This is a genomic window from Serratia quinivorans (assembly GCF_946227985.1).
GTDB lineage: Bacteria > Pseudomonadota > Gammaproteobacteria > Enterobacterales > Enterobacteriaceae > Serratia > Serratia quinivorans_A.
In genome coordinates this window covers 1,435,331-1,448,179 of record NZ_CAMKGL010000001.1, presented here as the reverse complement: position 1 = coordinate 1,448,179, position 12,849 = coordinate 1,435,331, and the positions used below count along the sequence as shown (strand labels likewise).

Below are 12,849 nucleotides of genomic sequence, written 5' to 3'. Positions count from 1 at the left end.
TTGAAAGGATCCTCATGGCGAACTTGCCGGACAAAGATAAGTTAGTGCGTAATTTCTCCCGCTGCCTGAATTGGGAAGATAAGTACCTGTATGTCATTGAGCTGGGCGCCAAGCTGCCGGCACTTGACGATACTGAACGTCAGGCGGGCAATCTGATTTCCGGCTGTCAGAGCCAGGTATGGATTGTGATGCAGCTTGATGATCAAGGGCGTGTTGAATTCCATGGTGACAGTGATGCGGCCATCGTCAAAGGGTTGTTGGCCGTAGTGTTTATTCTTTATCACCAAATGACGCCGCAGCAGATTGTCGAACTGGATGTTCGCCCCTTCTTCGCCGAATTGGCATTGAGCCAGCACCTGACGCCGTCACGCTCGCAAGGGTTAGAGGCGATGATCCGCGCTATCCGCAGTCAGGCTGCCAAATTCTGACATAGCGGTGAGACTCATTGATGCGTTACTGGTGTTTCGTGTGTCAATGAGTCTTTACAAACCCCAAACACTCCGTTCGTTCGCCCCGCAAAACAGTGACATATCAGCAGCTTACCCCTTGACGTTACATTGACAAATCCATAAAGCGATTACGTTATAACATGTTGATTTTTAGAGGACTTATTGCCTTTAACTGCAGCATTGCTAGTATTAATCAGGTCTTGTCTGATTTACCCGCCGCCAAGTGCCCGTTAGCCTTGTGGCCGAACCGTAATAAGCATAATAGGGATGATAATGAAACGTGCGTTGAGTTTAATGGGCATGCTATTTGCCACCGTACTGACTGGCACCCAGGCCGCCAGTGCGAGCGAATATCCGCTGCCGCCGCCGGACAGCCGTCTGATTGGCGAGAACACCACCTATACCGTACCCAATGATGGCCGCCCGTTGGAGGCGATTGCCGCTGACTATAAAATTGGTTTGCTGGGTATGCTGGAGGCCAATCCGGGCACCGATCCCTTCCTGCCCAAGCCGGGTTCGGTATTAACTATCCCGACCCAGATGCTGCTGCCGGATACCAAACGAGAGGGGATCGTGGTCAACCTGGCCGAACTGCGTCTGTACTACTACCCGAAAGGTGAGAACAAAGTGATTGTTTATCCTATCGGTATTGGCCAGACGGGGATGCATACGCCGCTGCAGGTGACCTCTGTCAGCCAAAAAATCCCGAACCCGACCTGGACGCCAACGGCCAATATCCGTAAACGCTACCTGGAAAAAGGGGTGAAACTGCCAGGAGTGGTGCCGGCTGGGCCTGAAAACCCAATGGGTCTGTTTGCCATGCGTCTGGCAATGGGACACGGTGAATACCTGATCCACGGTACCAACGCCAATTTTGGTATCGGCATGCGCGTCAGCTCCGGCTGTATCCGCCTGCGCCCAACGGATATCGAAGCATTGTTTAATATGGTTCCGCGTGGCACACGCGTGCAGGTAATCAACGATCCGGTGAAAATCTCCGTTGAGCCCGACGGTAAACGCTACGTAGAAGTGCATCAGCCACTGTCGAGAGTTGAAAGCGATGATCCGCAGACCATGCCGATCACATTGTCGAAAACCGAGAAAGCTTTTGTCGGGGATGCGCAGACCGATAAGGCGGTGTTCGACAGCGCGGTTGTACGCCGCTCTGGCATGCCGGTACTGGTTAACCTGGGGCAGAGCCCATCCGAGGTCAGTTTAACGCCTGTAGCCTCACAGGAAGCGAATAAAGGCCTATTCAAGAGCGCACCCATCAGTTCGGTGAATTAAAACGCGGTCTTAATGGGTATTTCCGAGGGGTTCAGCGTGCTGAGCCCTTTTTTTGCGCTTGGTGGCAGGGGGGACAGAGGAGGAACTTGCAGACAAAAAAACGGCGCACATTGTGCGCCGTTTTCAATAACCGAAGCTATCTTACTTTTTGTAAGCGTGTGCTTGGTTGTCCAGACGCTGGTTAGCACGTGCTGCGTCGTCTTTAGCTGCTTGAACGTCAGAACGGATTGCGTTCACGTCGTTGCTCAGCTGGTCAACTTTAGCGTTCAGAGTCTGAACGTCAGAAGACAGTTGATCGATTTTAGCATTGCTTGAACAGCCAGCCAGCATAGTGGAAGCCAGGATTACCGCGCCCAGTACCAGTTTAGTACGATTCATTATAACACCCTCTAGATTGAGTTAATCTCCATGTAGCGTTACAAGTATTACACAAACTTTTTTCGAAAGAGAATAATTTTTTTGGATTGGAGTGCTTTATTTTGATCGTTCGCTCAAACTTGCATCTTCTTTTGAAAAATAGTTAAAAAATGTAGGGAAAACAGCTGGATTCCATGGGACAACTCCGATTTATAATTAGCTAAATAATGAGCAATCCACGGTTGCGTTTTTGAGAAAAGGGTTTACCAGTGCTAAAAAAAACGCCGCTAAGCGGCGTTTTTGTCAAAATAATTATGTCACGTTTTATATTAAAGCACGTGAACCGAGGCAGTATTGGTAGTGCCGCTTGGTACCAGAGCACCAGAAACCATCACCACAACGTCGCCTTTCTGTGCCAAACCGCTGGCCAGTGCCGCTTCTTTACCGATGCGATAGAAGTCGTCGGTAGAGGCGATTTCCTTGACCATCTGTGGGATCACGCCCTTGGTCAGAATAAGCTGATGAGCGGTGGTTTCGTTGGTGGTCAGCGCCAGGATCACGGCGTTAGGGAAGTATTTACGCACGGACTTGGCTGATTTACCGCCGCTGGTGGCAACCACGATCAGTGGTGCATCCAGTTTCTCTGCGGTTTCAACGGCGCCGCGGCATACGGCTTCGGTGATGCGCAGCTTGCGGTTGTCATGCAGGCTGTCGATACGGCTTGGCATCACGCGATCGGTGCGCTCACAGATGGTCGCCATGATGGTAACGGCTTCCAGCGGGTACTTGCCCTTGGCGCTCTCGCCAGACAGCATCACGGCGTCGGTACCGTCCAGAATGGCGTTAGCAACGTCGCCGGCTTCAGCGCGGGTAGGGCGCGGGTTCTTGATCATGGAATCGAGCATTTGGGTGGCGGTGATCACCACTTTACGTGCACGGTTACATTTTTCGATCATCATCTTCTGAGCGAAGATAACTTCTTCTACCGGGATTTCAACGCCCAGATCGCCACGAGCAACCATGATGCCGTCAGAAGCTTCGAGGATTTCGTCGAAGTTGTTCAAGCCTTCCTGGTTTTCGATTTTGGAGATGATTTGGATCTGCGAGCCGCCGTGCGCTTTCAGGTGCTCACGAATTTCCAGCACGTCAGAACGCTTGCGGATGAAGGACGCGGCAACAAAGTCCACGCCCTGTTCGCAGCCGAAAATCAGGTCGCGTTTGTCTTTTTCGGCCAGTGCAGGCAGTTGGATGGAAACGCCCGGCAGGTTAACGCCTTTGTTTTCGCCCAGATCGCCGCTGTTGAGCACCTTACAGACAACTTCGCTTTCGGTCACGTTGGTGACTTCCATGCCGATCAGGCCGTCATCCACCAATACGGTGTTGCCGATTTTCAGGTCAGCGCTAAAGCCGGCGTAGGTGACCGCAACGCGTTCGTTGTTGCCGATAACGCTCTGATCGGTAGTGAAAGTGAAGGTCTGGCCGGCAACCAGCGCCGCGTCTTTGCCGCCTTCCAGTTTCATGGTGCGAATTTCCGGGCCTTTGGTATCCAACAGGATGCCGGCGTTCTGACCGGTTTTCGCCATCACGGCACGCATGTTCTTGATGCGGTTGCCGTGCTCTTCATAATCGCCGTGGGAGAAGTTAAGGCGCATTACGTTCATGCCTGCATTAAGCAGGTTGGTCAGCATTTCTTCCGATTCGGTTTTTGGACCGATGGTACAAACAATTTTGGTCTTTTTCATGACGGAGTTTTCTACAAGTTGTGATGGATAATAAAACGAATAAAACCAGCGGTCAGGCCACTGATAAGGGATTTGAGTCGTGCCTGGTGGTGCAAAACACAGTTAAGGATAGGTGACCAGAGTCGAAATGGGGCGGAAAAATTCAGCCCGCGCCGGGATGCGGGGATGCTGCGCAACGTGATGAGATGAAAATGTGTTGTTATTGCGTTTTCGCAGATCAAGGGCTGAAACCATTCAACTGAAAGACGTTGCGCATTATAAAGGCTAAGCGGCGGGAAACAAAATAAAAAACCGATGCAAAACCTCGGTTCCGTCAAATCAGCAGTAAATATGGCGCAAATGCAAACCCTTAGCCGGTGTTTGTTGCGCAAATAACCACTGCATTGGTGTGAGTATTGTCGATCAGCCTGTGGTGGTGATTTCCCACAGGGTACCTGCCGTCAGACAGAAACAGCCGCTGGCGGTGTTGGCAGGAATAATGATGCTTTCACCGGCTACCACCACCTGAATGTCATTACCCAGGGTAAATTCAAACTCACCGGAAACCACCTGCGTTTGCAGAGAAAAATCGCGCTTTTGCAACTGGCCAAAGGTACCAGCGTCGAATTTCACTTCGGTGGCACGGGCGCCGTTGCTCATGATGCCTTGTCGGCGGATGAGGCCGTTGTCGAGTTTCTCGAACGGGGTCTGGGCGGTAAATGTCAGCATGGATTCGGTCCTGATAAGGTATTCGCCTTGATGATACCTGATACGGCTTGCGGTGACAGGAGCAAAGCTACGGGATCGTACTGGCGAGTGACGGTAGAGGAAGCGCGAGTCGATAGGGTGGAACTGAGGAAACAATGATTTGGTGCGTCCGAGTGGACTCGAACCACCGACCCCCACCATGTCAAGGTGGTGCTCTAACCAACTGAGCTACGGACGCACTGCACTGCTTTTAGATATTTGGTGCGTCCGAGTGGACTCGAACCACCGACCCCCACCATGTCAAGGTGGTGCTCTAACCAACTGAGCTACGGACGCACTGTACTGTTTTTAGGAATTTGGTGCGTCCGAGTGGACTCGAACCACCGACCCCCACCATGTCAAGGTGGTGCTCTAACCAACTGAGCTACGGACGCATCTTTTCCTGTCTGTCATGGCTGACAGCGGGGACGAATATTAACGAGCAACCTGCGTGCTGGCAAGGAGAAAAGCGTAATTTTATCCGGTATTTCACGCGATTGCTGCGCTTGTGTGCAGTGCGGTGATTTTTTCCGCAAACCAGGGGGAGAAGCTGTCGACCGGTTTCACTTGCCGGCCGACAGCGACCCTTAGCGGGTGGAGCGCTGCAGGATCAGCGCCGCCGGTTGTTTTTGCAGCCAGCGCATACGCATGGCCATCATGATGGCGGCGAAGGTCAAGCCAATGATAAAGCCAATCCAGAATCCGCTTGGCCCCATTGCCGGTACCAGGATATCGGTCAGCGCCAGCACATAACCGCTCGGCAGCCCCAGGATCCAATAGGCTATAAAGGTGATGAAGAAGATTGAACGGGTATCTTTATAGCCACGCAGAATGCCGCTGCCGATCACCTGAATAGAGTCGGAAATCTGGTAAATGGCCGCCAGCAGCATCAGGTGCGAGGCCATGGCAACCACCGCCGGACTGTCGTTATACAGCAGGGCAATTTGCTCACGGAAGGTTGCGGTAAACAGCGCGGTACAGCAGGCCATGGCGATACCTACGGCAATAGCCGCGTAGGCGGCAATTCGCGCACCTTCAACCGAGCCTTCACCCAACCGATAGCCGACGCGGATAGTCGCACTGACCCCCAGTGACAATGGCAACACAAACATCAGTGCGCTGAAGTTAAGTGCAATCTGGTGCCCGGCCACGGAAACAATACCCAGCGGCGACACCAGCAGGGCGACGATAGCGAACAGCGTGACCTCAAAGAACAGCGCCAGCGCTACCGGCAGACCAATGCCGAACAGGCGTTTCATCGCCGACCAGTCCGGCCGCATGCTGCTGCCTTCGTGCGGCAGAATGTCACGCTGTGAAGGCGCGCGTTTCACGTACCAGCGCATCGCCAGGAACATAAACCAGTAGACGCTGCCGGTTGCCACGCCGCAGCCGACGCCGCCCAGCTCCGGCATGCCGAATTTACCGTAGATGAAAATATAGTTAATCGGGATATTCACCAGCAGGCCGAGAAAACCAATCACCATGCCCGGTTTGGTTTTCGACAGGCCTTCGCATTGGCCACGCAGCACCTGGAAGAACAGATAACCCGGTGCGCCCCACATGATGGCATGCAGATAGCCCACCGCTTTATCCGCCAACTGCGGGTCGATGTTGTGCATCATGTCGATGACAAATTTGCTGTTATACAGCACGATAATCACCAGCAGTGAGACGGCGGCTGCCAGCCAAAAGCCCTGACGCACCTGATGAGCGATGCGATCGCGTCGGCCGGCGCCGTTCAGCTGTGCAATCACCGGCGTTAGCGCCAGCAGCAGGCCGTGGCCGAACAGGATGGCCGGTAGCCAGATTGAGGTACCCACGGCAACCGCCGCCATATCTGTGGCGCTGTAGGCACCGGCCATAATGGTATCAACCACGCCCATTGCGGTTTGTGATATTTGCGCGATGATCACCGGGATAGCGAGGGCCAATAAGCTACGCGCTTCAATTAAGTACTTCTGCACGCATACACCTTTTCTATTTATTTATGTTGGAGGGAAGGGTCGTCGTGAAAGGACAACAATTAAAAATAGCGGAATTTTCTCAAAAAGATTGTACCCGCTCGGCGTGGTTAAGCAAATGCTGTGATGAAATAGTTATTAAATGCGCAGCTGCAGATTTTTTGTCGCCTCGGGTTTGGTTTTCCTCGTCAACTGGGGCAAACTGCCCCAAGCGCTTTAAACATTTTTAGAAAGAAGAGGCCCACATGTTTACCGGTATCGTACAAGGCACCGCGCCGCTGGTCGCCATTGATGAAAAATCCAACTTCCGTACTCACGTCATCGAGATGCCCACTGAACTGCTGCCCGGGCTGGAGCTTGGCGCGTCGGTGTCTCATAACGGTTGCTGTCTGACCGTCACTGCGGTAGAGGGCAACCGCGTCAGTTTTGATTTGATCAAAGAAACGCTGCGCCTGACCAATCTCGGTGAGTTGGCATTGGGTGACGTGGTCAACATCGAAAGAGCGGCCAAATTTAATGATGAAATTGGCGGTCACCTGATGTCCGGCCATATTATCTGCACGGCAGAGGTTGCCAAGATTTATACCTCTGAGAATAATCGTCAGATATGGCTGCGCATGCCGGACGCGGAACTGATGAAATACGTTCTGCACAAAGGCTTCATTGGCATCGATGGTATTAGTCTGACTATCGGTGAGGTCGTGAATAACCGTTTTTGCGTACATTTGATCCCGGAAACCCTGGATCGCACCACGCTGGGCAAAAAACGCCTGGGTGATAAGGTGAATATTGAGATCGATCCACAAACGCAGGCGGTGGTTGACACTGTCGAGCGGGTGTTGGCGAGCCGTGAAGCGGCAATGGCGGCGGCGAGTGCGCTGGCGCAGAAAATCTGACGAACGACAAACCAGAGAGGAGCTATCGCGTGAAGTTTTATGGGAAAACGTTGATGTTAACGGCGCTGTTGGCGCTGAGTGCTTGTAGCAGCTCACCGGAACAGGATACCGCCAACACGGCGGCGGATGCAGAGAACGATACCTGCGGCGCGGCGCAATATCAGAACTATGTCGGCAAACCGATGTCAGCGCTGGAAGGCGTGCAGATTGAGTCGCAAGTGCGCGCTATACCGTATAACTCTGCGGTCACGATGGACTTTAACCTGCGCCGGCTGAACTTCCTCGGCGATAGCGATGATAAGATCATCCGGGTGTATTGCGGCTGATATACCCGCGCTGGTCAATACATAAAAAGAACCCCGGTCAGTGCAAGCTAGCCGGGGTTCTTTTATTGCGTGGTGTCGCGATTATCGCGTGACGCGAATACCGCCTTCAACCCCTTTCGGGCTGAATACCACTTGCCACAGTTGAATATCACGTGCGCGGAAGGCGCCGGCGCAGGCGTTCAGATAATAGCTGAACATGCGTTCGAAACGATCGGAATAACGCTGGGCAAGCTGTGGCCACGCCTGTTTGAAGCGTTCGTACCAGGCCATTAGGGTGCGATCATAATCGGCGCCAATATTATGCCAATCTTCCATCACGAAATGCCCCTCACTGGCCTCGGCAATATGCGAGACCGACGGCAAACAGCCATTCGGGAAGATATATTTGTTGATCCACGGGTCAACATTCATATCTGTCCGATTCGAGCCAATGGTGTGCAGCAGGAACAGGCCGTCCGGTTTTAAATTACGTTCCACCACTTTAAAATAGGTGTGGTAATTTTTCGGACCGACGTGTTCGAACATGCCGACAGAAACAATACGGTCAAACTGCAGATGTAAATCGCGGTAGTCTTGCAAGCGGATTTCGACGTCCAGCCCGGCACAGTGCTCCTGTGCCAGTTTTTGCTGTTCGGCGGAAATGGTTACTCCCACCACTGAAACACCATAGTTTTTCGCCGCATAGGCGGAAAGTCCGCCCCAGCCGCAGCCAATATCCAGCAGGTTCATACCCGGCTGCAGCTGCAGCTTTTCGCAAATCATCCGCAGCTTGGCTTCTTGCGCTTCCTCTAGCGTAGTGGCTTCTTTCCAGTAGGCGCAGGAATATTGCATATGCGGATCGAGCATCAGCGTAAACAGATCGTTCCCCAGATCGTAATGTTCTTTACCGACTATCCAGGCGCGTTTCTTCGATTGCAAATTGGTGAGTCGCGCGGCGGCAATACGCAAAGTATCTTTAAGGTGGCGGGGGAGTTTCTTTTCCAGACCGGCACGGACCACGTGTTGAAAGAATATATCCAGCCGTTCACATTCCCACCAGCCGTCCATATAGCTTTCACCCAGGCCAAGAGAGCCTTCTTGCAGAACGCGTTTAAAAAAATTGGGATTTTTAACCTGAATATCGAAAGGGCGTGAGCCGTTTATTTCAATACCGGCCATGCTGAGCATTTCATGAGCGATACGGTACCATTGGTTGTCCTGGATGCTCACATCTTCTATACACGATGAACTCATAGCTTCTCCATCACCTTCTTCTGACTTATGACCCGCCAAAAAATAGCTTAGACAAATTCTGCGGGTGCATACGTTTACCTACGGTAAAAAGTCCCGTGGCGTCTGATATCCGACTATGAACAGAGGAAAATTTTAAGAAGGTTCCTGCGCAAGAAACGCGGGAAAGACAATCCTTAAAAAAGTGTGACGCCATACGCGTACACAACAGCAATTAGTGATAAAGAAATTATAAAAGTGTTATTTTCAAAGGTCGTTTTGAGTATAGGCTTGCCGAGGCGCTTACTCAACTGCAAATCGCACTCGGCAAAAATATTCTTTAAGTGATTATTAATACATATAATTATGACGCTGAGTTAGCATGTTCCTGCCGCGTTGGCCGTTGTAAATCTATTACTTTTCCCCGTTGCAGCACATAGCCCAATGCAGCTAATACTACCGTAGAAACCATCACCGTCACCGTTGCCAACAGCGGCTGGCTGATAAAGGCTGATACCAGCATGCTGGCGACAAAACACAGGCCCAACTGCAGGGTATTTTGCAGCGCTGCGGCTTTGCCTGTGCCTTCCGGGAACGGGGTTAACGCATTTGCCACCACGATGGGGTAGGTGGCACCGTTGACCAGCGCCATCACGCAGAATGGGATCAGCAGCGTGGTGAGCGTGGGCTCGGTCAGCGTGGCAACCAGGTATAACGCCACCATGCTGATGCCATAAGCTACCAGCAGCCACGGCAGTAAGGTGTTGCCATTAATGCGATTTAACGCGGTGCGGCAGCCATAACCCCCTAACAGGAAGGCCAGGGTCTGTGGCACATAGCTCAGGCCGATATCATTTGGGCTGTACCCCATATCGCCAAGTATAAAGGGTGAACCGGTCAGCCAGGCGAAGAAGCCGGCGGAGCAGGCGGCAAAGATGGTAACGCTGCCGCTGAACACTGGCGATTTCAGCAGTTGCCAGAAGGTCAGGCCGTTTTTATTTTCCGCGGAAGGCAGCGTTTTGGCATTTTCTTTCAACAGCAGAGTCGGCAGCAGGAGAACCAGGGTAATGCCCAGCAGCACGGCGAAAATGGCACGCCAGCCCATGTGGTTCAGCAACCAGGCGCCGACCAGTGGCGCCAGCGCCGGTGAGAGGGCTACCAGTGGCATAATGGTGGCGAATACGCGGTTTGCCTTGCCTTCGCGGTAGCGGTCGATAACCAGTGCCTGCCAGGTGACGGCGGCGGAACAGACGCCAATTGCCTGGATAAACCGCAGTGACCACAGTTGAACGGCATTTTGTACCCACAGCATACCCAGGCATCCCAGAGCAAACAGCGCCAGGCCAATCAGCAACACCGGTTTACGGCCGAGACGGTCGGAAAGCGGCCCCCAGAGCAGTTGAGCAAAGGCAAAGCCGGCCAGGAAGATACTGAGGCTGGCACTGATCGCCCCGGCGGAAATTTGCAGGTCCTGCTGCATCACACCAAAGGCGGGCAGGTACATGTCGGTGGCCAGGTAACCCAGCATACTCAGGCCGGCAAGGTAGAACATAAAACCAAAGGAATTTCGCATGGTATTTCTCGTTAATATTTTAATGTCGCAGGTTTTTAGCGCCGGCAAGTGTATCCGGCTGGATCTCTGCTTGTGAAACGGTAATATTTGCGAGGTGCTGTTAAAAAAATTGAAGGCAAGGTTATGTGGTCTGAATATTCTCTCGATGTGGTAGACGCGGTCGCCCGCACCGGCAGCTTCAGCGCAGCGGCGCAGGAGCTGCACCGAGTGCCCTCGGCGGTCAGTTATACCGTGCGACAATTGGAACAATGGCTGGCGGTTCCGCTGTTTGAACGGCGTCATCGTGACGTGGAACTGACCCCGGCCGGCGTGGTGTTTGTGCAGGAAGCGCGCAGTGTCATCAAAAAAATGCTCGACACCCGCCGCCAGTGTCAGCAGGTGGCTAATGGCTGGCGTGGCCAACTGAAAATTGCGGTGGACATCATTGTTAAACCCCAGCGTTGTCGCCAACTGGTGCTGGATTTTTATCGCCATTTCCCTGACGTAGAACTCTTGGTTCAACCTGAGGTGTTTAACGGCGTATGGGATGCGCTGGTGGACGGACGTGCTGATATGGCGATTGGGGCGACGCGTGCGGTGCCGGTCGGCGGCGGGTTTGCCTTTCGTGATATGGGCGACATGCGCTGGTTGTGCGTGGTCAGTCCACAGCATCCGCTGGTGGCGCTGGATGGCCTGTTGAATGATGAGCAACTGCGGCCTTTCCCGTCGCTGTGTCTGGAAGATACCTCGCGCAACCTGCCCAAGCGGGTCACCTGGACGCTGGATAACCAACGGCGGTTGGTGGTGCCGGACTGGGCCTCGGCGCTGGATTGTCTGTGTGCCGGCCTGTGTGTTGGCATGATGCCGGCGCATCAGGCATTGCCATTGGTACTGCGTGGGGAACTGGTAGCGTTGCAGTTGCAGCAGCCGTTTCCGGCCAGCCCCTGTTGCCTGACCTGGCAGCAAAATACGCCATCACCGGCGATGGCCTGGCTGTTGGACTACCTGGGGGACAGTGAAACGCTGAATCAGGAATGGCTAAGTGAAGTGGTGCCGGAAACCACAGCGGCTTCCGGCGTTAGCCATTAGCGGCGGTAATCGATAAATGGGCCGTCAGCGACCGAACGGCGCTCAATCAGCTTCGGATGCACTTCAATCACCTGCGACTCTTCGCGCTTGCTGATAATACGGTCCAGCAACATGGTGAACGCCATCTCACCCAAACGCTCTTTGGGTTGATGAATGGTAGTCAGGGCCGGGGTGAAATAGCGGGCGTTACGCACGTTATCGTAGCCAATCACCGAAATATCTTGCGGCACCCGCAGCCCAAGTTCGTCGGCAGCGCAGATCGCGCCCATCGCCATGATGTCGCCGCCACAGAATACCGCGGTCGGGCGATGTTTTTGCGACAAAATCTGGTGCATGGCCTTGTAGCCGGATTCCGGCTCAAAGTCACCCTGAACAATCCACTCGTCGCGTACTTCGATATTGGCTTCTTCCAAGGCTTTTAAAAAGCCTTGATGGCGGCCGCCACCGGTATTGCGCGATAGTTGGCCTGGAATGGCACCGATATCGCGGTGGCCGCGTTCAATCAGATAGCGCCCGGCCAGATAGCCGCCAGCGAAGGCGTTATCAATGATGCTATCGGTAAAGTCACCGCGGGCTGCGCCCCAGTCCATCACGACCATGGGGATGTTGCGATAGTCTTCAAGCATTCCCAGCAATTGGTCTGGGTATTCCGAACACATCACCAACAGGCCATCGACACGCTTTTGCGCCAGCATTGCCAAATAGGCCCGCTGTTTGTCCAGATTGTTGTGCGAGTTGCACAAAATCAGCGTATAGCCTTTGCTGTAGCAGCTGTTTTCTACCGCCTCGATCACTTCGGCAAAGTAGGGAGCTTCGCTGGAGGTGGCCAGCAGGCCAATCGATTTGGTGTGATTGACCTTCAGGCTGCGCGCTACGGCGCTGGGTGAATAATGCAGCTCTTTAATCGCAGCGCCAACGGCCGCTTTAGTCTCTTCGGCGACGAAACGAGTCTTATTGATGACGTGCGAAACGGTGGTGGTGGAAACGCCAGCGCGTTTGGCCACATCTTTAATCGTTGCCATGTAAAGAATGACTCCTGAACTCACATGTTGCAGTATGTAAGTGTGATGTTAATCGTTTGCCTGCGTAGATCCATCTCCAAAGAAGCGAAAACTGAGTTTTTAGTGTGTTGAAGTCGTCAGCGCTTGGTCAGGAGGGGCATTTTGCCGGTACACAGTTGTGAACTGCGAATTTTGTCCCATATTGAGCCAAAGTGGAAGAGGTAATCGGTATAATAAACCGGGAAATGATAACA

Annotated in this window: 12 protein-coding genes and 3 tRNA genes; 5 read left to right on the top strand and 10 right to left on the bottom strand. The window is 53.2% G+C overall.

From position 1 onward, the window contains the following. Positions 1 to 14: 14 nt before the first annotated feature. Positions 15 to 428 (top strand): cysteine desulfuration protein SufE, encoded by a 414-nt coding sequence (gene sufE / locus OCH02_RS06740; protein WP_012144916.1) that lies wholly within the window; start codon positions 15 to 17, stop codon positions 426 to 428. A gap of 294 nt (positions 429 to 722) precedes the next feature. Then, positions 723 to 1,736 (top strand): L,D-transpeptidase family protein, encoded by a 1,014-nt coding sequence (locus OCH02_RS06735; RefSeq protein WP_017892655.1) that lies wholly within the window; start codon positions 723 to 725, stop codon positions 1,734 to 1,736. A 141-nt stretch (positions 1,737 to 1,877) separates the two neighbouring features. Here the strand turns inward: OCH02_RS06735 and OCH02_RS06730 are convergent, their stop codons facing one another. The 7 genes from OCH02_RS06730 to OCH02_RS06700 all read right to left on the bottom strand — a co-directional run bounded on the left by OCH02_RS06730 (position 1,878) and on the right by OCH02_RS06700 (position 6,525). Beyond that, positions 1,878 to 2,114 (bottom strand): major outer membrane lipoprotein, encoded by a 237-nt coding sequence (locus tag OCH02_RS06730; RefSeq protein ID WP_005165631.1) that lies wholly within the window; start codon positions 2,112 to 2,114, stop codon positions 1,878 to 1,880. A gap of 308 nt (positions 2,115 to 2,422) precedes the next feature. Next, the gene (gene pykF, locus OCH02_RS06725) at positions 2,423 to 3,835 is read right to left on the bottom strand and encodes a pyruvate kinase PykF (protein WP_261430497.1); all 1,413 of its coding nucleotides are present in this window, start codon (positions 3,833 to 3,835) and stop codon (positions 2,423 to 2,425) included. Between the two features lie 402 nt (positions 3,836 to 4,237). Then, positions 4,238 to 4,543, bottom strand: a complete 306-nt coding sequence (locus tag OCH02_RS06720; RefSeq protein WP_261430496.1) for a cupin — start codon at positions 4,541 to 4,543, stop codon at positions 4,238 to 4,240. Positions 4,544 to 4,683: 140 nt separating this feature from the next. Next, positions 4,684 to 4,760 (bottom strand) — tRNA-Val (locus tag OCH02_RS06715). 21 nt (positions 4,761 to 4,781) lie between these two features. Continuing rightward, positions 4,782 to 4,858, bottom strand: a tRNA-Val gene (locus OCH02_RS06710). A 21-nt stretch (positions 4,859 to 4,879) separates the two neighbouring features. Continuing rightward, positions 4,880 to 4,956: transfer RNA gene (locus tag OCH02_RS06705), tRNA-Val, on the bottom strand. 192 nt (positions 4,957 to 5,148) lie between these two features. Continuing rightward, positions 5,149 to 6,525, bottom strand: coding sequence for an MATE family efflux transporter (locus OCH02_RS06700; protein WP_261430495.1), 1,377 nt, complete (start codon positions 6,523 to 6,525; stop codon positions 5,149 to 5,151). 242 nt (positions 6,526 to 6,767) lie between these two features. Here OCH02_RS06700 and OCH02_RS06695 point away from each other — a divergent pair, with 242 nt between their 5' ends. Then, positions 6,768 to 7,418, top strand: a complete 651-nt coding sequence (locus OCH02_RS06695; protein ID WP_261430494.1) for a riboflavin synthase subunit alpha — start codon at positions 6,768 to 6,770, stop codon at positions 7,416 to 7,418. Between the two features lie 29 nt (positions 7,419 to 7,447). After that, complete coding sequence (locus tag OCH02_RS06690; protein WP_261430493.1) at positions 7,448 to 7,744, top strand: I78 family peptidase inhibitor; 297 nt, start codon at positions 7,448 to 7,450, stop codon at positions 7,742 to 7,744. Between the two features lie 81 nt (positions 7,745 to 7,825). Here OCH02_RS06690 and cfa read toward each other — a convergent pair whose 3' ends face one another. Both cfa and punC read right to left on the bottom strand, forming a co-directional pair. Beyond that, positions 7,826 to 8,977, bottom strand: a complete 1,152-nt coding sequence (gene cfa, locus OCH02_RS06685) for a cyclopropane fatty acyl phospholipid synthase (RefSeq protein WP_261430492.1) — start codon at positions 8,975 to 8,977, stop codon at positions 7,826 to 7,828. Positions 8,978 to 9,317: 340 nt separating this feature from the next. Next, positions 9,318 to 10,526, bottom strand: coding sequence for a purine nucleoside transporter PunC (gene punC / locus OCH02_RS06680; RefSeq protein ID WP_261430491.1), 1,209 nt, complete (start codon positions 10,524 to 10,526; stop codon positions 9,318 to 9,320). 123 nt (positions 10,527 to 10,649) lie between these two features. Between punC and punR the strand changes: the two genes are divergently transcribed. Next, on the top strand, positions 10,650 to 11,594 hold the full coding sequence (gene punR / locus OCH02_RS06675) for a DNA-binding transcriptional activator PunR (RefSeq protein ID WP_261430490.1): 945 nt from the start codon (positions 10,650 to 10,652) through the stop codon (positions 11,592 to 11,594). On the opposite strand, the gene purR is transcribed toward punR, so the two are convergent. Further along, positions 11,591 to 12,616, bottom strand: coding sequence for an HTH-type transcriptional repressor PurR (gene purR / locus OCH02_RS06670; protein ID WP_261430489.1), 1,026 nt, complete (start codon positions 12,614 to 12,616; stop codon positions 11,591 to 11,593). The genes punR and purR overlap by 4 nt on opposite strands. Positions 12,617 to 12,849 lie beyond the last annotated feature (233 nt).

What these genes read in the sequence shown, in the direction of transcription:
- OCH02_RS06695 (WP_261430494.1), top strand. Translation starts at nt 6,768, where the DNA reads ATGTTTACCGGTATCGTACAAGGCACCGCGCCGCTGGTCGCCATTGAT.
- OCH02_RS06730 (WP_005165631.1), bottom strand. Translation starts at nt 2,114, where the DNA reads ATGAATCGTACTAAACTGGTACTGGGCGCGGTAATCCTGGCTTCCACT.
- pykF (WP_261430497.1), bottom strand. Translation starts at nt 3,835, where the DNA reads ATGAAAAAGACCAAAATTGTTTGTACCATCGGTCCAAAAACCGAATCG.
- OCH02_RS06720 (WP_261430496.1), bottom strand. Translation starts at nt 4,543, where the DNA reads ATGCTGACATTTACCGCCCAGACCCCGTTCGAGAAACTCGACAACGGC.
- purR (WP_261430489.1), bottom strand. Translation starts at nt 12,616, where the DNA reads ATGGCAACGATTAAAGATGTGGCCAAACGCGCTGGCGTTTCCACCACC.
- OCH02_RS06735 (WP_017892655.1), top strand. Translation starts at nt 723, where the DNA reads ATGAAACGTGCGTTGAGTTTAATGGGCATGCTATTTGCCACCGTACTG.
- punR (WP_261430490.1), top strand. Translation starts at nt 10,650, where the DNA reads ATGTGGTCTGAATATTCTCTCGATGTGGTAGACGCGGTCGCCCGCACC.
- sufE (WP_012144916.1), top strand. Translation starts at nt 15, where the DNA reads ATGGCGAACTTGCCGGACAAAGATAAGTTAGTGCGTAATTTCTCCCGC.
- cfa (WP_261430492.1), bottom strand. Translation starts at nt 8,977, where the DNA reads ATGAGTTCATCGTGTATAGAAGATGTGAGCATCCAGGACAACCAATGG.
- punC (WP_261430491.1), bottom strand. Translation starts at nt 10,526, where the DNA reads ATGCGAAATTCCTTTGGTTTTATGTTCTACCTTGCCGGCCTGAGTATG.